Raw genomic sequence first — 19,111 nt, 5'->3', positions numbered from 1 at the left:
TCGTACTAACCTACGCAATCGTAGGTTACTTCACCGTAGGTTGTCTAGGGCACGTGGCGCGCACCACTCTCAGGCCACGCACTCCCCGCCGGTGACCACCGCCTGGCTGCAGTAGTACGCATTCGACGATCCGGTCACCACGGTCAGCAACGGTCCGTCGCCGAGCGCGGTGGTCCACACGCTGATCGGTGCGCCGACCGCGGCATCGCCGGAGTTCGAACTGCGCGTGACCATTCCGTCACCGATGCTGTTGTCGACCGACGTCAATCGGAACTGCACCTGCGCGTTGTCGGCGAGCGTCTCGGTACCCGTGCCTCCCGGTCCGATGGACACCGTGCCGCCCGCCGAAGTCCAAGTGCCGGTGAAGCCGGAGAAATCCGGCGCGGCCGCGGCGACTGTCGGCGTCACCACCGCCGACAGTGCGACGAACAGTCCGGCCGCGAGCAGCGCGCGGCGAGTCCGAAATGTGTGAAACATGATGACTCCTGTCGAATCCCACTGGGATGGTTGAGGATTCACGCGCGCACTGCGACGCGGAACCACCACTCACGTTGCCACCGATTGCGCCCGAAGGCACCTCATGGAAGCCAGTTCGCGGCAAACTCACAGGAGCGCGGCTCACACGTCGAGCGTGCAGTCCCCCGCAGCGGCGCTCACGCACGTCTGAATGCGCTCACCTTCGACATGCTCCACGCCCGTCCGCAGGTCGCGTACACAGCCCTTGTCGAGCATGACCACACAGCTCTGGCAGATGCCCATACGGCAGCCGAAAGGCATGATCACCCCGGCCTCTTCGCCTGCTTCGAGCAGCGTCGTCGCACCGTCGACTTCGGTGGACTTGCCCTCCCGCCCGAAGGTGACGGTGCCACCCGTCGCGCCGACCGCTCCGCGTTCGAGTGCGAACCGCTCGATGTGCAGGTGATCCTCGGCGTCGACGTCGCGCCAGATCCCATGCAGCAGGTCCAGGAATCCGCTGGGGCCGCACGCCCACGTCTGACGAGTCGCCCAGTCCGGACACAACTGCCCGAGCAGATCCTCGGTGAGCTTGCCGTCGGTCCGCGTGTACTGCACATGCAGGTCGATGAGACCGTCCGCCTGGTAACCGGCCAACTCATCGGCGAACAGCAGCGAGTCCGGCGTCGGCGTCGAGTGGATCACGCGAATGTCGGTGCGCTGGTTGCGATGTCGCATGGTACGCAGCATCGAGATGATCGGGGTGATGCCGCTGCCCGCGGTGAGGAACGCGATTTTGGCGGGGAGCGGATCGGGCAGGGTGAACTCGCCCTGCGGCGATGCGAGCCGCACCACGGTACCGGGCGCGACCCCGTTCACGAGGTGCGTCGACAGGCGGCCTTCCGGCATGGCCTTCACGGTGATGGCAACGGTCTTCTGCCGCGGTCCGTTCGGCGTCGCCGGAGTCGACGTCAGCGAGTACGAACGCCACGTCCACCGGCCGCCCACCAGCACGCCGATGCCGATGTACTGGCCGGGTTCATAGTCGAACGAGAAGCCCCACCCCGGCTGGATGACGAGCGTCGCGGTGTCGTCGGATTCGGCGATGACCGAAACCACCTTGCCGCGCAGTTCACGCGCCGACCACAGCGGATTCGCCAGATGAAGGTAGTCGTCGGGCAGCAGCGGCGTGGTGATCCGCGCGACGGCCGCCCGAGCCCAGTGCGTGCCGCGATAGCGCGCTGCGACGCCTTCGACCGGCGCTTCGAACCGCTCAAGCCAACCCATGGCGGCCTTCCCTTCTCCTACGGAAACACAAGTTACGCTTCCGTAGGTTACCGTACGATGCCCGCGCTACAACAACTCCAACAAGAACGGCAGTTCCTGCGTCGCATACCACCCGAGGTCGAAGTCTTCGGCGTCGCCGACCGCGAGTTCGGCGTCTTCGTCGCCGAGGTCGGCCGCGTCGATGACGGCACTCGCCTTACGTACCGCGCCCTCGGCGTCGGCGCCGTCGACGTGAACGGCCGCAACGGATTTCAACGCTATCGGGCCGCTGACCTTCACCACGGCGTCGTCGAGGTCGGGGCGCAGTTTCACCTCCTCGACGTCGGCGGCGACCACCGCGCGTCGGACGGGCAGCTCACCGGGCTCTTGCGCGGCGATCAACCGCAGCGACGCCCGCGCCGCCTCGCGCATGGCGGCCTCGGCGAGTTCGTCGTCGTCGCCGGCGAAGAACGACTCACGCAGCGTCGGCGTCACCGCGAACGCGGTGCCGCCGACCGGCTGAAAGTGCCCGTCGTCGGTCAGCGTCGACAGCATCTCCAGCGTCGCAGGCAGATATACCCTCATGCGTCCCCTTCTCAGCCTTCGGTCGGCGTCGCATGGCGCGACGCCGCGAGCAATTCATCGAATGATTCGGCAACATAGCCGGCCATCGCGGGCAGATCGGAGAGCACGCCCCGATCCCCCAGGAATCCGAACTGGACGCGGTCGGCATAGACGACGACGCTCACCGCGAGCGCTCGCTGCGCCAACAAGACCGGTACCTGGTAGACGTCGGTGACCGTCCAGCCCAGCAGATACCGTTGTTCGATCGGCTGCTCGGCGATCGCGATCGGCAGGTTGTAGGTGCGCTGGCTGAAGCTGCTGAACACCCGCGAACTGAAGTCGGCGAACGGCACCATGCCCAATTCGGGCAGGAACGGCTGCGCGCCCTGCGCCTGGCGCCGCGACGACTGCGAGTACCGATTGGCCAGGCCCGCGACCTGCGCCAGCCGCACCGCGGGATTCGCTTCCGCCACCGGAAGGTCGGTGACGAAGCCGCGGGCATCGTCGGCGAACCAACTGGGCGACGCGTCGTCGTCGACCGGCTCGTCGGCTCCGCGCGCCGACAACGGCAGCGCTACCCGGATCGACATCCCGCCGGGCAGGATGTCGGTCGACGACAGGATCCAGCGTCGCATCACACCGGTGATCACCGCCAATTCGACGTCGTTGACGGTGCACTGGTAGCGCTCGGCGATGGCCGCGCAGTCGCTGACCGGTACCGACGCCGCGGTGAAGGTACGCGTCGACGTCTTCGCGCTGTTCAACGGGCTGGCCGGTGCACCGCTGACCGCCTGCTGCACGAAACCGCCCAGGGCGCGCGCGGATTCCTGTGCGAGAGAACGGAAATCGCTCACCGGGCCGTTTCCGCTGACCATCGCGTCGACCATCTCGCCGGGCCGGGCGAGCGCGTCGGCGACTGCCCCGAGAGTCAGCGCCACATTCCCCGGCACCGACCCCGGCATCCAGAAATCCTCGCTGAACGCCCGCAGCTCCGGGCTGCGATCGAGCAGCACCTCGCTGATCTCCAGCGAATCGCCGCCGTTGATGAGGCTGCGGTGAGTCTTGGTCAGTATCGCGAGCCGACCGTCGGCCATCCCCTCGACCAGGTACAGCTCCCACAGTGGCCGTTTGCGATCGAGCGGCCGGGACATGATGCGCCCGACGAGGTCGTGCAGCTGTTCGTAGCCGCCCGGCCGCGGCAGCCCCGCACGCCGGACGTGGAAGTTGATGTCGAAGCCCGGGTCGTCGACCCACACCGGACGGGCGAGCCCCAGGGTGACGGTCTTGACCATCTGCCGGTAGTGCGGAACGAACTGCAAGCGGTTCTCGACGAGCCCGACCAACGTGGTGAAGTCGAGGTCGGCGACGGTCTGTGCGTCGTCGTCGGAGCCGGTCGGCCGCTTTTCCAGCACCATCAGGGCACCGAGGTGCGTCGTCGAGCCTGCTTCGTCGAGGAAATAGAACATCGCATCGCGCGGGGACAATCGATTCACCATGATGGGTCCGATCTTAGTCGGTGACCTGCGCAACCACCCGGGTTGCCGCGGCGGCAATGCAACCCCTTGCAACGGTTGAGCGCGTGCACGTCGACGACGAGGGTGGGATGCACGACAGTCCTCCCCACGAGGTTCCCAGATCACACAGGAGTCCCCATGCGCGCTGCCCGCTACTACGACCGTGGCGATGTTCGGATCGAAGACATTCCCGAACCCGAATTGCAGCCCGGCACCGTCGGCATCGACGTCGCCTGGTGCGGTATCTGCGGCACCGACCTGCATGAATTCGCAGACGGCCCGATCTTCATTCCGCCGGCCGGCCATCCGCAGCCGATCAGCGGCGAGAGCGCTCCGATCACCATCGGTCACGAGATGTCGGGCGTGGTCAGCGCGGTGGGCGAGGGTGTCACCGACCTGGCCGTCGGCGACCACGTCGTCGTCGAGCCGTACATCCTGCACGACGACGTCGACACCGGTCCGGCCAGCCACGACTACCACCTGTCGCCGGACATGAATTTCATCGGCCTCGGCGGTCACGGTGGCGGACTCGCGGAGAAGATCGTGGTGCAGCAGCGGTGGGTGCACAAGGTCGCCGATTCGGTGCCGCTCGACCAGGCCGCGCTCATCGAACCACTCGCCGTCGGCTTCCACGCGGTTGCGCGCAGCGACGCCAGCGAGGGCGACGTCGCGCTGATCACCGGCGCTGGACCGATCGGCCTGCTCACCGCGGCCATCTGCAAGGCGCAGGGCATCGAGGTGATCATCAGCGAACCCAGCTCGCTGCGTCGGGCGAAGGCTACCGAGTCGGGCGTCGCCGCGCATGTCCTCGATCCGACGACCGACGACGTCGTCGCGCGGGTCGCCGAGCTCACCGGTGGACGCGGCGCCGACGTCGGGTTCGAGTGCACCTCGGTGCAGCCCGCGCTCGACACCCTGTTCGACGCCCTCAAGCCCACCGGAGTGCTTGTGGTGGTGTCGATCTGGGGTCACCCGGGCAGCATCGAGATGCAGAAGCTGGTCCTCAAGGAGATCGACATGCGCGGCACCATCGCCTACGTCAACAGTCATCCGCAGACCATCGCCCTGGTCGAGAGCGGCCGAATCGACTTGTCCCCCTTCATCACCGGCAAGATCGCGCTCGACGACTTGGTCACCGACGGCTACGACACGCTGCTCAACCGCAACGAGACCGCCGTCAAGATTCTGGTGTCACCGTCGGGCGCGGGTCTGGGGTAGGCGATCGGCGATCCAAGACTTTCTCGACGTTGTTGCGATTGTTCGACGCCGTGTCGGCGCAATAACGTCGACGAAGTGCTAGCCGGACCACCTCCCTGCGTCGCACCTAACCCAATGCCATAGACCTTATGCGCCAACGTAATTCGGTCTTCTTCGACCGTTCGTAGCGTCCCGCGCCGGGCTCGTTGCGGACTCGCACCGACGACTGTTCCACGCGTCCGGCGAACGCCTGGACGCGCGCGCCGCGAACATAGCTGCCGAAGAACTCCGCTTCGGCGGGACCGCACATCTGGATGTGGACACGACGCAACGCCGCCGTCGGCACGGGCGGCGGCGTGGCGCCGCCGGACGCTGCGGCGACCTCGCAAGCACGGAGCAACGACGTGACCTGGTCGATGACGTGCGGCATCACCAGATCCGTGAGGTGGCCCACCCCGCGGCGTCGGTCCACGACTTCGAGGACCTGCGTCATCGCGCCGATGACGAAGGTGCGCGCCTCCCGCGCGATCGAATCATCGAGCGGGGCGGCATCGGCGGACGGCGGTCGCTGCGACGCCGGCGGCGACACCGCAACCGCGGGCGCGTCGGACGACTGCGAACCGAACCATTGTCCGGCATGCTCATACCGCGGGGCCGGTCGAACCAACAGGTGCGTCGTTTCCATGCTCTAAGAGACGCAGCGACACCCCTGTTCGGTTCCATTCGAACCGAAGAATTTTCGCGGTCGACGTCTCAGCGGCGCTTCTTCTTGGCTTTCGGCGGCTTCGCGGTGGTCCGGGTGCCCGACCGTGCGGCCGCACGACGCTCCCGCCGGCTCGCCGTCGCGAGGGCGGGATCTTCGAGTTCCTCTGCGTCCGAAGAGAATTCGGTACCGCCGTCTTCGGCCGGCCCCGAATAGGTCTTCGGCACGTCGACCGGAGCGCTGACCCCACGTGCCCGCAACGCGGCGGGGGCCTCGGTGGTGTCGCCCTCCTGGACCGTCACTGGGTCCGCCTTGCCCGGCAACAGCGGCTCGGCCGGCGCGACGGGTACCTGCAGCGTCGGCTGCGGCGGCGCCTCTACTTCCACCTGGGCGTTGAAGAGGAAACCGAGTGTCTCCTCCTTCAGGCCTTCGAGCATGCCGTTGAACATGTCGTAGCCCTCGCGCTGATACTCGACGACCGGGTCCTGCTGAGCCATCGACCGCAGGTGGATGCCCTCGCGCAGGTAGTCCATCTCGTACAGATGATCGCGCCACTTGCGGTCGAGCACGCTGAGCAGGATGGACCGCTCGAGCTGACGGATCGCTCCGTCGCCCGCGATCTGGGCGATCTCGTCCTCGCGCCGGTCATAGGCATTGTGGGCGTCGGTGACCAGCAGTTCCTTGAGCTCCTCGGCGCTGACGTCGTCGCGCTCACCGTACTCGGTCTCGCCGACGACTTTCTTCGGGTCGAGGTTGATCGGGTAGAGCGACCGCAGCGCCGTCCACAGCTCGTCGAGGTCCCAGTCCTCGGCGTAGCCGGTCTCGGTCGCGCCGTCGACGTACGCGCCGACGACGTCGTCGATCATCTGCTGCACCTGCTCGCTGTGATCCTGCCCCTCCAGAATCGTGCGACGCTCGGCGTAGATGATCTTGCGCTGCTCGTTCATCACCTCGTCGTACTTGAGGACGTTCTTGCGGATCTCGAAGTTCTGCGACTCGACTTGCGTCTGCGCGCTGCGAATGGCCTTGGTGACCATCTTCGCCTCGATCGGCACGTCGTCGGGCAGGTTGACCCGGTTCATGATGGCTTCGAGGGCCGCACCGTTGAATCGTCGCATCAACTCGTCACCCAGTGACAGGTAGAAGCGCGACTCGCCCGGGTCGCCCTGGCGGCCGGACCGGCCGCGCAGCTGATTGTCGATGCGGCGCGATTCATGGCGCTCGGTACCCAGCACGTACAGTCCGCCCGCGGCGCGGACCGCTTCGGCTTCGTCGGAGGCATCCGTGCGGGCGACGGTGATCGCCTCGTCCCAGGCCTCTTCGTACTCGTCGGGCGTACGCACCGGGTCGAGACCGGCCTTGCGCAGGCGTGTGTCGGCGATGATGTCGGGGTTACCGCCGAGCACGACGTCGGTGCCGCGGCCGGCCATGTTGGTGGCGACGGTGACCGCGCCGGTGCGCCCGGCCTCGGCGATGATCTGCGCCTCCTGCTCGTGGAACTTCGCGTTCAGCACCGTGTGCGGGATGCCGCGGCGCTCCAGCTGGCGTGACAGGTACTCCGAACGCTCGACGCTGGTGGTGCCGATGAGGACCGGCTGCCCCTTCTCGTGACGCTCGGTCACATCGTCGACGACGGCGTCGAACTTGGCCTCTTCGGTCTTGTAGATGAGGTCGGTCTGATCCTTGCGGATCATCGGCTTGTTGGTCGGGATGGGCAGCACGCCGAGCTTGTAGATCTGGTCGAACTCGGCGGCCTCGGTCTCGGCGGTACCGGTCATGCCGCCGAGTTTGTCGTAGAGCCGGAAGTAGTTCTGCAACGTGATGGTGGCGAGCGTCTGATTCTCCGCCTTGATCTCGACGCCTTCCTTGGCCTCGATCGCCTGGTGCAGGCCCTCGTTGAATCGGCGACCGTCGAGCACGCGACCGGTGAACTCGTCGACGATCAGCACTTCGCCGTTGCGGACGATGTAGTCCTTGTCGCGCTGGAAGAGTTCCTTGACCTTGATCGCGTTGTTCAGATAGCCGACCAGCTGCGAGTTCGTCGCCTCGTACAGGTTGTCGATGCCGAGCTGATCTTCGACGAATTCGACGCCGGCCTCGTGGACGCCGACGGTCTTCTTCTGCAGATCGATCTCGTAGTGGACGTCGAGCTTGAGCAACGGCGCGAGGCGTGCGAACTCGGTGTACCACTTGCTCGACCCTTCGGCCGGGCCGGAGATGATCAGCGGGGTGCGGGCCTCGTCGATGAGGATCGAGTCCACCTCGTCGACGATGGCGAAAGTGTGACCGCGCTGCACCAGCTCTTCGAGGGAATGCGCCATGTTGTCGCGCAGGTAGTCGAAGCCGAACTCGTTGTTGGTGCCGTAGGTGATGTCGGCGGCGTAGGCCGCACGCCGGGCGTCGGGGCTCATGCCGGTCAGAATCACCGCGGTGTCGAGACCGAGGAACCGGTGCACGCGGCCCATCCACTCGGAGTCGCGCTTGGCGAGGTAGTCGTTGACGGTGACGACGTGGACGCCGTCACCGGACAGGGCGTTGAGGTATGCGGGCAACACGCAGGTCAGGGTCTTGCCCTCACCGGTCTTCATCTCGGCGATGTTGCCGTAGTGCAGCGCGGCGCCGCCCATGATCTGCACGTGGAAGTGCTTCTGGTCGAGCACGCGCCAGGACGCCTCCCGCGCGACGGCGAACGCCTCGGGGAGCAGTTCGTCGAGTGACGCACCGTCGGCGATGCGCTCCTTGAACTCTTCGGTCTTGCCGCGCAGATCGTTGTCGGACAGTGCTTCCATCTCGTCGGACAGCGACTCGACATGCGACGCGATCGCATCCAATCGCTTGACCATTCGACCTTCGCCGACCCGAAGCAGCTTGTTGAGCACTGGCAATCCCTCTAGTTGACTTGCGAGAAGTTCCTCGTCTGCCACCCACCCGACAGTCACGGTGAATCGACAGACCCTCTGACATGGTACGGGTCTGGGACCGTTCGGCTCTCCGACACCCTGTCGCACGCCGGGTTCGTCAACCTTGGATGACAACATCGCCGTGTCAACCTAAGATGACACCATGACCAAGACAGGATTCGATCAGAGTGATCCCGAGGGCGACGACCCGGTCTCCAGATTGATGCAACTGCGCGCACTCGCCGATCGTCGGGCCGAACTCGACCGGGAGGAGTACTTTCTCGTGCTCGAGCTGCGGGAGCGAAATGTCAGCTGGGAGGCGATCGCCGCCGCACTCGGCGTCAGCAGGCAGGCCGTGCACAAACGTTTTCGACGACGAATGACCGGATCTGCGCGTTGATCACCGATCCTCTTGTCTCCCAAACGAATACAGCGGCGGCCGCAAACTCTGCGACCGCCGCTGTCAGCTGAGGGAAGCTACGACAGCCGGATCAACCCGTAGTCGAAGGCGTGACGTCGGTAGACCACCGACGGCTTGTCGGTCTCCTTGTCGTGGAACAGGAAGAAGTCGTGTCCGACGAGTTCCATCTCGTAGAGCGCGTCATCGACGGTCATCGGCGTGTCCGGATGCTCCTTGATCCGGACCACCTGGCCGGGTGTGTGTTCGGTCACGCCGTCGTCCCACTCGGTCTGGACGGCTGCATTGCCGTTTGTGGCGGCCAGCGCCGTGAGATCGTCGGGCAGCGTACCGGTGGCCTCGGCGACCGACTTGGGCGTTCTGTTTCCGTAGTGGACTTCGCGGCGCGTCTTCACCCTGCGCAGGCGTGCATCGACCTTATCCAGGGCGGCCTCGAGTGACGAGTAGAAATTCTCACCGCACGCTTGGGCGCGAACCACCGGCCCCTTGCCGGTGACGGTGATCTCCACCTGCTGTGATGCTTTGGCCTGACGGGGGTTGCGTTCGTGGTACAGCACGACGTCGAATCGGGAAATTTTGGAGTCGTAGCGTTCAAGCCTGGCGAGCTTGTCGCTGACGTGGATTCGGTAATGCTCGGGTATCTCGACGTTGCGACCGTTGAACGTGACCTTCGCGTCCGGTTGTGCTGGATCTTCGGATTCCACCAATCCCGGCGGCCGGACAAAGGCATTCGCTACCACCTCCGCTTCATTGGGACGCGGTTCTGCGACCTTGGATTCGCGGTGACCCTTGCGGTGGATGACTGTCGACATTCACTCTCCTCCTTGTTTCACCGTCCAGTAGAATTCTGCGCCCTCAACGCGGATTCGTGAGTATTGAAAGAGTGTGCAGCACAACATCTTTCACGCCTAGCGCAGGACTGGACCCGTAAGCGCACCAGCCGACGGCTGGTACTCAGTTGCAGCGGCATCACCTCCTGGGGAGCACACGCAAACATCGGGTTCGATGCGTTGTCTTCGACCGTAGCCGGAAGTTTGCGTTCCGGCCACGTTTCCGACCACCAATGTCGCAACTGTGTTTGCCGAGTATGTTCGCACGACGCACGCACGCGGCGCAGAATCTTCTGTCATGGACAAGGCGGGGATGTTCTCGGCGCTCGCCGACCTGATCTTGCCCGTGGAATGCGGCGGCTGCGGCGTCGCCGGTACCCGTTGGTGCCGGCGTTGCCGCAGCCGGATGTCCGACGCCCCGGTCGAACTGTCGCCGCGAGTCGACGTCGGCGTTGCTACGTGGGCGCTGGGCCGCTACCGAGCCCCCTACGCGACGTCGGTGCTGGCCATGAAGGAACATCGCCGACGCGACCTGGCCGAACCCCTCGGCGCGGCGCTCGCCGGCGCCCTGCGGACACTCGCCGCCTGGTCGGAATTGCCCGACGTCGATCGGTTGCACCTGATTCCCGCACCGACGCGCGCGCTCTCGGCGCGACGTCGGGGCGGCGACACCGTGACCGCCTTCGCCGCCGCGGCGGCGACCGAATTGGGAGCGGGCGTCCGGGTCACCCCGCTGCTGCACACCGTCGGCTCCGTCCGCGATTCGATGGGCCTCGACGCGCGCCATCGCGCGTCGAACATGTCCGGGGCCATCGTGTGCCGCTCGCTGCCCGCCGGCCTGCGCCGACCCGACGCCGGCACCGACGGATTCGTCCTGATCGACGACGTCCTCACCACCGGCGCGACCGCGGCCGAGTCGGTCAGAGTGCTTGGCGCACAAGGGCTTCGCGTACACAGCGTCGTCGTGATCGCGGGAGCGTGAGGTCGTGCTGAGCGGTTTGTCGTCTCCGCTGGTGGCTAGCCGGGCCGAAGCAGCTAGCGCGCAGCATTAACTCGCTGGTTTCGCCGGGCCGAAGCGCAAGCGAAGGCCGTCCACCCGCCGGTTGAGCCGGGCCGAAGCGCAAGCGCAGGCCCGTGTCGAAACCACGTGAGTCGACGCTGGCAACGCACCGAACACCTTGAAGCAGTTGAGAACTCGCCTCGCGAGGGTTTCGACTCGGCTTCGCCTCGCTCAACCAGCGGGATCGGCTTCGCCTCGCTCGCCGCGCGGGATGGACTTCGCCTCGCTCAACCAGCGGGATCGGCTTCGCCTCGCTCGCCGCCGTTCGCTGGTTGAGCTGAGGCCGTAGCGTGAGCGCAGACCGTCCACCCGCCGGTTGAGCCGGGCCGAAGCGCTAGCGCAGGCCCGTGTCGAAACCAGGTAAGTCGGGGATATCAGCGCACCAAATGCGTAGCGACAGTTGGTAACTCATGTCACCGTGGTTTCGACACGGGCGCGTCTCGCCGCGCTCGTCGGGCCCCGCTCAACCAGCAGGGGGCAGGCGCGTCTCGCCGCGCTCGTCGCGCCCCGCTCAACCAGCAGCGGGCAGGCGCGTCTCGCTGCGCTCGTCGGACCCGGCTCAACCAGCAGGGGCAGGCGCGTCTCGCCGCGCTCGTCGGGCCCCGCTCAACCAGCAGGTTAAGGCGTGGGCAGCACCGGCAGGGCGTCGGGCGTCATCGCCGAGACCACCTCGGTCCACGACCGGTCGGGCTGGCCGTTGGTACTGCCCAGTCGCAGCACGCCGCGTGCGTCGGCCACGTAGACGGTGGTCGCGTTCGCAGCGACGGACCGCAACGGCGGTGTGAGGTTGCCACTGAGCAAACCTACGGCCGGCAGGCCGCTGATCGAGATCTGCGCGACCGGCGCCTCCGGGCTGTCGCGCACGATCATCAGCGTTGTCGGTGTGGCCCAAGCTATTCCGGTGGCATTATTGCCCAAGTTGTAGGCCGCGATCCGGGGCGAGGACAGCGCGATGCTGCCGTCCGAGTGCGTGACGATGGAGGCGAACAACAACTGCCCGGCGACGAGCATCGCGGCCCGCGAGCCGTCGGGAGACACCTTCAACTGCATGATCGGGCCACGTGCCACCACCCCGATCGCCGACGAATCGGCCACCGTCACCCGCGCTGCGCCGCCGTCGGCGAGTACCCACTGGGTGGGTTTGCCGTCCACGACGGCCCATATCGTGCGATTGTTCGCAGCGAAGCTGGGCCGCGAAATCACCGTGCCGCTGGTGATCGGACTCACCGCGCCGCCGTAGGTGCCCGCCACCAACGTCAGCGCGGGAGTGTCGGCCGATCGCTGCACCGCGACGACCCTCGTTCCGTCAGCCGAGATCGCGGCCCCCACCAACCTGGTGTCGGTGCCCAGCGGGCCCGCGACCGGCGTCGCACCACCGTCGGTGACCGCGAGCAGCGAACCACCTCGCAGTATGTTCAATCCGACCGAAGTGTGTTGCACCGCACTGGGATTCGATGACTCCACGTCGCTGATTCGCCACTGCGGCGCATGCCCCGGGAGCAGTGGCGCACCATCGGCGGTCAGCGTGTACGGCCCGGCGACGTCGGCGTCGTTGAACGTCCAGATCACTTGCGCGGCGAGAAGATTCCGTTGCGCGGCGGTGAGTCCGGCGAGCCCGCTGAAGTCGGCTGTCACGCCCTCCCCGCGGACGCTGCGCACCTTCCCGTTCAGCCGCGCGTCGCTGGGGAACGAGTTCTGCACCGCACCGGCCAATTCCGGCGTCGGCCCCGCGATGAGCCGGGTGAGGACGTCGGTCGGAGTGTAATTGCCCAGATAGAACCACCGCGGATCGGCGGTCAGCGTCACGGCACCCGCGCTGTTGGTCGCTGCGACGGACGGGAAGTACAGCATCGCGAGGCGGTAGGAGGACTCGAACTGTCTGCGGTCGAGCATCACACCCGACGGCAACGCCCCGTCGATACGCCATCCGTCCGACGTGCGCTTCAACGTCATCGTCGCTTCGATGCGGCCGTTGGCCGGGAGCAGTTGCCCGTTGACCTTGAGCGTGCCGCTGTTATCGGCGATCAGGCGCATCCGCACCGAGGTGTCGGTGCGGTCGTCGACCAGCAACGACGCGTCGTCGAGCACCACTGTGTCGCCGCGATCGTCCCATTGGGTGGACGCCGTCGAGGTGAGGAAGGCCCGCGCCGACGCGTGCGCGTCGCGCGGATCAGCCGACGCCCGCAGGAACGCGCGCACCAAGGCGTCGGGATCCATGTCGTTCTGCGGCGTCGGCAACGCGCTCGTAGCCACCTGACGGTTGAACGGCTGTACCGGTTGCGGCGCGGAATCGGTCGGGATGGAAGCACATCCGGCCAACGCACACACCGCGGCCAACACGACGACGAGCAGCCGGGTCCTCATTTGCCGCCTCCCGAGGATGCCGTACGACCACTACGCGCCGACGTCGGTTTGAGCGGCAACGGCGACCCCAGCACCTTGTGCCCGCGCACCAGCGGCAACGTGAGCCGGAAGTTGGCGCCCTTGCCGGGCTCACCCCAGGCCTCCAGTCTCCCCTGATGCAGCCGCGCGTCTTCGACGCTGATCGCCAGGCCCAACCCAGTGCCGCCCGAACGCCGGAACCGCGACGGATCCGACCGCCAGAACCGGTTGAAGACGAGCCGCTCCTCGCCGGGACGCAACCCGATACCGAGGTCGCGGACGGTCACCGCCACCGCGTCGCCGTCGGAGCGCATCGTCAGCGTCACCGGCTTGTGTTCGCCGTGGTCGATCGCGTTGGCCAGCAGATTGCGCAGGACACGTTCGATACGCCGCGGGTCGATCTCGGCGATCACCGGATCACGCGGCAGGTCGAGTACCAACTCGGTGCCCGATTCGGAGGCGAGATGGTTGACGGTCGCGACGGCGAGGTCGATCGGGATGCGCATATCCATGCGTTCGGACGCGAGCTCGGCCATGCCGGCGTCGTGGCGGGAGATCTCCAGCAGTTCGGTCAGCAGCGTCTCGAATCGGTCGATTTCCTTGCTGAGCAGTTCGACCGAGCGTTTGAGCACCGGGTCGAGGTCGTCACGAGACTCGTACAGTACGTCGGCGGCCATCCGGACCGTGGTCAGTGGCGTCCGCAGCTCGTGGCTGACGTCGGAGGTGAACTGCCGTTGCAATCCGCCGAACTCTTCGAGATGAGTGATCTGTTTCGACAGGCTCTCGGCCATGTCGTTGAAGGACATGGCCAGGCGGGCCATGTCGTCTTCGCCGCGCACCGGCATTCGCTCTTTGAGGCGGCCGTCGGCGAAACGCACCGCGATCCGCGAGGCCGACCGAACCGGCAGCACCACCTGCCTCGACACCAGCCAGGCGATGGCGGCGAGCAAACCCAACAGCACGATGCCGCCGGTCAGCAGGGTCCCGCGCACCAGCGCGACCGTGTTGGCCTCGTTGGTCAGCGGAAACACCAGGTAGAGCTCCAGCCCGGACACCGCCGAATTGGTGGGTGTGCCGATGACCAGCGCCGAGATCGATCCGCCGCCGTCAGTGGCGACCGTCGAATACTGGTAGGCGACCTGCCCGCCCTGCACCATCGTGCGCAGCGTGGCCGGGATCTCCGACGTCGGGCCGACGCCGGAGTCGGCGTTGCCACTCCCCCGCGGCAACAGCAGGACCGTGTCGAAGGCGCCGACCGCACCGGCGCTCTGCGAATCGTCGCGCTCGGTCAGCAGTGCTCTGGTCTGACGCAGCCGTGCCTGCACCGACGTGCTGGCATCCGACGTCGTGAGATCTCGTTCGACGACGACCCGCGCACGATCGATCTCCTCGGTCGCCGCGGTGAGCTTGGCGTCGAGCAGCCGGTCGGTGATCTGCGAGATCAACACGAATCCGAGAATCAGAATGACCACGAAGGACAACAGAAGTGTCGAGACGACGACGCGCAACTGCAGCGATCGGCGCCACACATGGCCGAAGCCGCGCCCTACCCGCCCGGCCGCACGAGTGATGCGGCCCAGAGGGGAGTTGACGCGGCGTCGCGGCCCGAATCGGGGGCGAGAGATCACGGCGGTCCGGCTTTGTAGCCGACCCCTCTCACCGTGAGCACGACTTCGGGATTCTCCGGGTCGGTCTCCACTTTCGCGCGCAATCGCTGAACGTGGACGTTGACCAACCGGGTGTCGGCCGGATGGCGGTATCCCCACACCTGCTCCAGCAGGACGTCGCGGGTGAAGACCTGGCGCGGCTTGCGGGCGAGCGCGACGAGGAGATCGAATTCGAGCGGCGTCAGCGAGATCGGCACACCGTCGCGGGTCACCTTGTGCGCCGGCACGTCGATCTCGACGGGTCCGATCGACAGCATTTCGGCCGGCTCGTCGTCGGTCCGCCGCAAGCGGGCGCGCACGCGGGCGACCAGTTCCTTCGGCTTGAACGGTTTGACCATGTAGTCGTCGGCGCCCGATTCGAGACCGAGAACCACGTCGACGGTGTCTGATTTCGCGGTCAACATCACGATCGGCACACCGGAATCCGCCCGCAGCACGCGACACACGTCGATGCCGTTCATGCCCGGCAGCATGAGGTCGAGCAACACCAGATCGGGACGGATCTCGCGTACCGCGGTGAGGGCCTGGGTGCCATCACCGACGACGAATGGCTCAAATCCCTCACCGCGCAACACAATTGTCAACATCTCCGCGAGCGCGGCGTCGTCATCGACGACCAGGATGCGTGGCTTCATAACCATATGGTGACACTGTCGTGACCTCCTTGTCCGCACGGCACGCCGCGCGAGCGAATTGTGTCGTTTCATTCACAGGTGGGCGGGTTCGGGTCGCCGGTGGTGGTGGTGGCTTCGGGGTGCTGGTTGAGCCAGGAACTAGCCGAGTCGAAATCATGGTGACGCAACCGATTTCGCGCGCCAGCGGCGGTGGTCGGCTTGGTTTTTCGGCTCACCAGACCCCTCGTTACACCGAAGCTCGTGCCTCGCTTCGGCACTCGGGGAGCGAGGTTGTCGCCACGCTTCGGCACTCGGGGAGCGAGGTTGTCGCCACGCTTCGGCACTCGAGGAGCGAGGTTGTCGCCACGCTTCGGCACTCGAGGAGCGAGGTTGTCGCCACGCTTCGGCACTCGGGGAGCGAGGTTGTCGCCACGCTTCGGCACTCGGGGAGCTGGCGGGCGCAGCCTCGGCAACACGGTTGGCCGTGCTGTGTCGGACCTAGCTCAGGTCGGCTACGACCTTGTCGATTCGACGCTGCCGGGTGTCGGGGCGCTTCGCGTCGGCGACTCCACGGGCAGCCTCTTTGCGGTAGGTGAAGGACTTGGCGTCGAAGGTCTCCCGCAGTCCCGACTGCGTCAAGGCCGCGGCGAGGTCGTCGGGCACCTCGACGGTGCGGGCGTCGGCGTCGAGTTCGATGGTGGCGTCGATCTCGTCACCGATCTCGACGCCCAGATCGGCGCGGGCCGCTTTGGACAGCCCGATCATGTTGATGCCGCCCATCACTCCGAGGCGAAGCCGGACTCGACGTCCGTCGACGGTGACCAGGACGGCCGCACGTTTGCCGCCGCCGAGTTGTTCGACCTGGTCGTCGGTGAGGATGATCGCGGTCGCCGGGCCGTGCGGTTCGAGGACGAGGTGGACCTGCAGTGCCATGGGTCCGAGCATGCCACTTTACGATCGTGGGCGTGGGTGAACTCATCGCGGTGGAAGGCCTCGACGGCGCGGGCAAGAACACATTGGTGACGTCGTTGGTGGCGGGATGGCGGGCGCACGGATTATCGGTGGCGACCTTCGCATTTCCGCGCTATGGCGTCGCCGTCACCGCCGACATCGCCGCCGAAGCGCTGCACGGCGAACACGGCGACCTCGCGTCGTCGGCGTATGCGATGGCGACGTTGTTCGCCCTGGACCGCCGCGACGGTGCCGCGGCGATCCGCGCGGCGGTGGCGTCGAACGACGTCGTGATCCTCGATCGCTACGTCGCGTCGAATGCCGCCTACAGCGCGGCGCGTCTGCGCGAGTCGATCGACGGGCAGGCGGTGAGGTGGGTCGCCGAGCTCGAATTCACGCGGTTCGGGCTGCCGGTGCCGGACCACCAAGTGTTCCTCGGGGTTCCGATGTCGGTAGCCGCCGAGCGGGCGGTACGCCGCGCGCAGGGCGACGCATCGCGTGCGCGGGACGCCTACGAACGCGACGACGACCTCCAGTCGCGGGTCGACGCGGCCTACCGAGAGTTGGCTGCGGCGCAATGGTTTTCGCCGTGGTCGGTCCTCGACGGCACCGAAGACCCCGACCGCGTGGCGGCTCAATTGGCCGGCGGCGGTCCGGTCGGCAGGATCAGCTCGAGCTGAAAACCGGCGTCGGTGTGTCGAGCGCCGACGGCCCCGCCGTGGGCTTCGACGATGCCCCGCACGATCGCGAGTCCCAGACCCGCCCCGGTGGGTGCGGAGTCGTCGTCGCCGGAGCGGGCCGCGTCCGCGCGCCACCCAACGTCGAACATCCGGCCGAGATTCTCCGATGTGACACCGGGCCCCTGGTCGATGACCGACAGGATCAGTTCCCGTTCGGACAGGACGTCGGCGCGGATCAGCACGACGGTGTCGTCGGGTGCGTGGGCCAGGCTGTTGCTGAGCAGATTGCCGATCGCGCGGGTCAACTCGCGCGGATCGACCCAGATCAGGTGTTCGTCGATGCCGTCGCGTTCGATGCGGATGCCGCGGGCGGCGGCCTGCGTGGCGACGTCGGCGACGGCGTCGCTGACGAGGTCGAGCAGCACGACCACCTCCGGAGCGATCCGCAGCGTGCCGGTCTCCAGTTTGGACAGTTCGAAGAGGTCGGCGACCATCGTCCCCAGCGTGTCGACCTTGGTTCGGATGGTTCTGATGTAGGCCGCGGGATCGGGTGCGGTGCCCTCGTCGAGTGCCTCGGCCATCGCCCGCATCCCGGCCAGCGGAGTGCGCAGGTCGTGCGAGATCCAGGCGAAGAACTGCCTGCGCGCGGCGTCGAGCTCATTGACCTGGGCGCGCGCCTCGGCGAGGCGCTGCGACGTCGTCGCCAACTCGGCGGACACCGCGTCGAACTCCGGCCACCAGCTTCGATTAGCGTCGACGACGTCGCCGTCGCCGACCCGCCGCGTCGCGCCGATCAGTTCGGTCACCGACGCGGTCACCGTACGTCCGGTGACCACCCAGGTGGCGATCATGCTCAGCGCGGCCGACGTGCCGATCACCCAGCACAGCACCACCAGGTCGTGGCCGGACAGGTACATCTCGGCCGCGATCGCCAGGGTCGAGGCGATCACCGCGGCGAGGGCGCCGGCCAACACGATCGCCGAGCGGGCGGCCAGGCTTCGACGGCGGGCGAGCCACAACGTCAGCATGGTCGCCGCGGTGACCGCGCCGGTGCACGCCACCGAGGTCAGCACGATGGTCAGCAGGGCGTCGGCGGCGAGCATCAGCCGTTCCCGTCGAGCACGAACCGATACCCCGCGCCCCATTCGGTACAGAGGTAGGCGGGGATCTTGGGGTCTGCTTCGATCTTCTCGCGCAGGCGACGTACATGAACCGTGACCGTCGACGCGTCACCGAATCCCCACCGCCACACCTCACGCAGGATTTCGTCGCGGCTGATCACCCGGTCCGGGTTGCGCACGAGATAGACGAGCAGCTCGTATTCCCTTGTGGTGAGCGCGATTTCACGCCCATCCAACCACACACGGCGATGCTCGGCATCGACCCGGAAGGGGCCCGCGTGAAACGCCAGCGGCGCCGACGGGTTGCCCCGGCGCAGCTGAACGTTGACGCGCAACTGCAACTCACGCAGCGAGAACGGCTTGGCCAGGTAGTCGTCGGCGCCGTTCTCGAGACCGTCGATGCGGTGCTCGAGGCTGCCCAGCGCGGTGAGCATCAGGATCGGCACGGCCGAGACCTCGCGGACCCGGCGACACAGTTCGTCGCCGCTGAGCCCGGGCAGCATCCGATCCAAGATCAGCAGATCGGGCGGCGTCTGCTGAAACGCCTCCCAGGCGAGCGCCCCGTCGCGGTGCGGCATCACCTGGCAGCCGGCCAGCCGCAGGTGGTCGGTGACCACGGTGCGCACGGCGGCATCGTCTTCGACGACCATCACGGTCGATCCTGCTTGCATGTATCCGAGAGTAGGTCGCACCGCGGGTCGAACGGCATTTCTTACGGAACCGAAATCATCGATTACCGCGCTGAAAGGAGTGGTCACCGGGGGTGAATTCGTTGGTTGACTCATCCGCAG

The 19,111-nt window shown here is 66.8% G+C and carries 17 protein-coding genes; 4 read left to right on the top strand and 13 right to left on the bottom strand.

The features are described 5' to 3' along the window. Window positions 1-69: 69 nt before the first annotated feature. The 4 genes from HH308_RS03155 to HH308_RS03140 all read right to left on the bottom strand — a co-directional run bounded on the left by HH308_RS03155 (window position 70) and on the right by HH308_RS03140 (window position 3,779). Window positions 70-477: a hypothetical protein gene (locus tag HH308_RS03155; RefSeq protein ID WP_170192717.1), complete on the bottom strand. Its 408-nt coding sequence runs from the start codon at window positions 475-477 to the stop codon at window positions 70-72. A 141-nt stretch (window positions 478-618) separates the two neighbouring features. Beyond that, window positions 619-1,740 carry a ferredoxin reductase gene (locus tag HH308_RS03150; protein WP_170192716.1) on the bottom strand — a complete coding sequence of 374 codons (1,122 nt, stop codon included), beginning with the start codon at window positions 1,738-1,740 and terminating at the stop codon, window positions 619-621. A gap of 66 nt (window positions 1,741-1,806) precedes the next feature. Then, window positions 1,807-2,304 carry a DUF6912 family protein gene (locus tag HH308_RS03145; RefSeq protein WP_170192715.1) on the bottom strand — a complete coding sequence of 166 codons (498 nt, stop codon included), beginning with the start codon at window positions 2,302-2,304 and terminating at the stop codon, window positions 1,807-1,809. Window positions 2,305-2,315: 11 nt separating this feature from the next. After that, complete coding sequence (locus tag HH308_RS03140; protein ID WP_170192714.1) at window positions 2,316-3,779, bottom strand: wax ester/triacylglycerol synthase family O-acyltransferase; 1,464 nt, start codon at window positions 3,777-3,779, stop codon at window positions 2,316-2,318. A gap of 156 nt (window positions 3,780-3,935) precedes the next feature. On the opposite strand from HH308_RS03140, the gene HH308_RS03135 reads away from it, so the two are divergent. Continuing rightward, the gene (locus HH308_RS03135) at window positions 3,936-5,015 is read left to right on the top strand and encodes a 2,3-butanediol dehydrogenase (RefSeq protein ID WP_170192713.1); all 1,080 of its coding nucleotides are present in this window, start codon (window positions 3,936-3,938) and stop codon (window positions 5,013-5,015) included. Window positions 5,016-5,121: 106 nt separating this feature from the next. On the opposite strand, the gene HH308_RS03130 is transcribed toward HH308_RS03135, so the two are convergent. Both HH308_RS03130 and secA read right to left on the bottom strand, forming a co-directional pair. Then, complete coding sequence (locus tag HH308_RS03130; protein WP_170192712.1) at window positions 5,122-5,679, bottom strand: Rv3235 family protein; 558 nt, start codon at window positions 5,677-5,679, stop codon at window positions 5,122-5,124. A 68-nt stretch (window positions 5,680-5,747) separates the two neighbouring features. Then, window positions 5,748-8,576 carry a preprotein translocase subunit SecA gene (gene secA / locus HH308_RS03125; RefSeq protein WP_170192711.1) on the bottom strand — a complete coding sequence of 943 codons (2,829 nt, stop codon included), beginning with the start codon at window positions 8,574-8,576 and terminating at the stop codon, window positions 5,748-5,750. A 184-nt stretch (window positions 8,577-8,760) separates the two neighbouring features. On the opposite strand from secA, the gene HH308_RS03120 reads away from it, so the two are divergent. Next, entirely contained in the window at window positions 8,761-8,997 is a 237-nt protein-coding gene (locus HH308_RS03120) for a helix-turn-helix transcriptional regulator (RefSeq protein WP_170192710.1), read from the top strand. Window positions 8,998-9,074: 77 nt separating this feature from the next. On the opposite strand, the gene hpf is transcribed toward HH308_RS03120, so the two are convergent. Beyond that, window positions 9,075-9,827, bottom strand: coding sequence for a ribosome hibernation-promoting factor, HPF/YfiA family (gene hpf, locus HH308_RS03115; RefSeq protein WP_170192709.1), 753 nt, complete (start codon window positions 9,825-9,827; stop codon window positions 9,075-9,077). Between the two features lie 316 nt (window positions 9,828-10,143). Here hpf and HH308_RS03110 point away from each other — a divergent pair, with 316 nt between their 5' ends. Next, a complete protein-coding gene (locus tag HH308_RS03110; protein ID WP_170192708.1) occupies window positions 10,144-10,827 on the top strand; it encodes a ComF family protein in 684 nt (227 codons plus the stop codon). A gap of 696 nt (window positions 10,828-11,523) precedes the next feature. Here the strand turns inward: HH308_RS03110 and HH308_RS03105 are convergent. From HH308_RS03105 to HH308_RS03090, 4 genes are all read right to left on the bottom strand, one after another. Beyond that, on the bottom strand, window positions 11,524-13,269 hold the full coding sequence (locus HH308_RS03105) for an LpqB family beta-propeller domain-containing protein (RefSeq protein ID WP_170192707.1): 1,746 nt from the start codon (window positions 13,267-13,269) through the stop codon (window positions 11,524-11,526). Then, a complete protein-coding gene (gene mtrB, locus HH308_RS03100; RefSeq protein WP_170192706.1) occupies window positions 13,266-14,915 on the bottom strand; it encodes an MtrAB system histidine kinase MtrB in 1,650 nt (549 codons plus the stop codon). The genes HH308_RS03105 and mtrB overlap by 4 nt, the downstream gene beginning before the upstream one ends. Further along, entirely contained in the window at window positions 14,912-15,589 is a 678-nt protein-coding gene (gene mtrA, locus HH308_RS03095) for an MtrAB system response regulator MtrA (RefSeq protein ID WP_040524131.1), read from the bottom strand. The genes mtrB and mtrA overlap by 4 nt, the downstream gene beginning before the upstream one ends. Before the next feature lie 477 nt (window positions 15,590-16,066). Then, window positions 16,067-16,501 carry a YdeI/OmpD-associated family protein gene (locus HH308_RS03090; protein WP_170192705.1) on the bottom strand — a complete coding sequence of 145 codons (435 nt, stop codon included), beginning with the start codon at window positions 16,499-16,501 and terminating at the stop codon, window positions 16,067-16,069. A gap of 32 nt (window positions 16,502-16,533) precedes the next feature. Here HH308_RS03090 and HH308_RS03085 point away from each other — a divergent pair, with 32 nt between their 5' ends. Further along, window positions 16,534-17,199 carry a dTMP kinase gene (locus tag HH308_RS03085; protein WP_170192704.1) on the top strand — a complete coding sequence of 222 codons (666 nt, stop codon included), beginning with the start codon at window positions 16,534-16,536 and terminating at the stop codon, window positions 17,197-17,199. On the opposite strand, the gene HH308_RS03080 is transcribed toward HH308_RS03085, so the two are convergent. Both HH308_RS03080 and HH308_RS03075 read right to left on the bottom strand, forming a co-directional pair. After that, window positions 17,154-18,302: a sensor histidine kinase gene (locus HH308_RS03080; RefSeq protein WP_170192703.1), complete on the bottom strand. Its 1,149-nt coding sequence runs from the start codon at window positions 18,300-18,302 to the stop codon at window positions 17,154-17,156. The genes HH308_RS03085 and HH308_RS03080 overlap by 46 nt on opposite strands. Further along, entirely contained in the window at window positions 18,302-18,991 is a 690-nt protein-coding gene (locus HH308_RS03075; protein ID WP_170192702.1) for a response regulator transcription factor, read from the bottom strand. Before HH308_RS03075 ends, HH308_RS03080 begins: the two co-directional genes overlap by 1 nt. Between the last annotated feature and the right edge of the window lie 120 nt (window positions 18,992-19,111).

It is taken from the genome of Gordonia asplenii (assembly GCF_012933505.1).
GTDB classification, from domain to species: Bacteria; Actinomycetota; Actinomycetes; order Mycobacteriales; family Mycobacteriaceae; genus Gordonia; species Gordonia asplenii.
The sequence above is the reverse complement of the archived record's forward strand: the minus strand, read 5'-3'. Positions and strand labels throughout refer to the sequence as shown.

Coding starts and splice junctions, on each gene's coding strand:
- HH308_RS03155 (WP_170192717.1), bottom strand. CDS start 477: ATGTTTCACACATTTCGGACTCGCCGCGCGCTGCTCGCGGCCGGACTG.
- HH308_RS03150 (WP_170192716.1), bottom strand. CDS start 1,740: ATGGGTTGGCTTGAGCGGTTCGAAGCGCCGGTCGAAGGCGTCGCAGCG.
- HH308_RS03145 (WP_170192715.1), bottom strand. CDS start 2,304: ATGAGGGTATATCTGCCTGCGACGCTGGAGATGCTGTCGACGCTGACC.
- HH308_RS03140 (WP_170192714.1), bottom strand. CDS start 3,779: ATGGTGAATCGATTGTCCCCGCGCGATGCGATGTTCTATTTCCTCGAC.
- HH308_RS03135 (WP_170192713.1), top strand. CDS start 3,936: ATGCGCGCTGCCCGCTACTACGACCGTGGCGATGTTCGGATCGAAGAC.
- HH308_RS03130 (WP_170192712.1), bottom strand. CDS start 5,679: ATGGAAACGACGCACCTGTTGGTTCGACCGGCCCCGCGGTATGAGCAT.
- HH308_RS03120 (WP_170192710.1), top strand. CDS start 8,761: ATGACCAAGACAGGATTCGATCAGAGTGATCCCGAGGGCGACGACCCG.
- hpf (WP_170192709.1), bottom strand. CDS start 9,827: ATGTCGACAGTCATCCACCGCAAGGGTCACCGCGAATCCAAGGTCGCA.
- HH308_RS03110 (WP_170192708.1), top strand. CDS start 10,144: ATGGACAAGGCGGGGATGTTCTCGGCGCTCGCCGACCTGATCTTGCCC.
- HH308_RS03105 (WP_170192707.1), bottom strand. CDS start 13,269: ATGAGGACCCGGCTGCTCGTCGTCGTGTTGGCCGCGGTGTGTGCGTTG.
- mtrA (WP_040524131.1), bottom strand. CDS start 15,589: ATGAAGCCACGCATCCTGGTCGTCGATGACGACGCCGCGCTCGCGGAG.
- HH308_RS03090 (WP_170192705.1), bottom strand. CDS start 16,501: ATGGCACTGCAGGTCCACCTCGTCCTCGAACCGCACGGCCCGGCGACC.
- HH308_RS03080 (WP_170192703.1), bottom strand. CDS start 18,302: ATGCTCGCCGCCGACGCCCTGCTGACCATCGTGCTGACCTCGGTGGCG.
- HH308_RS03075 (WP_170192702.1), bottom strand. CDS start 18,991: ATGCAAGCAGGATCGACCGTGATGGTCGTCGAAGACGATGCCGCCGTG.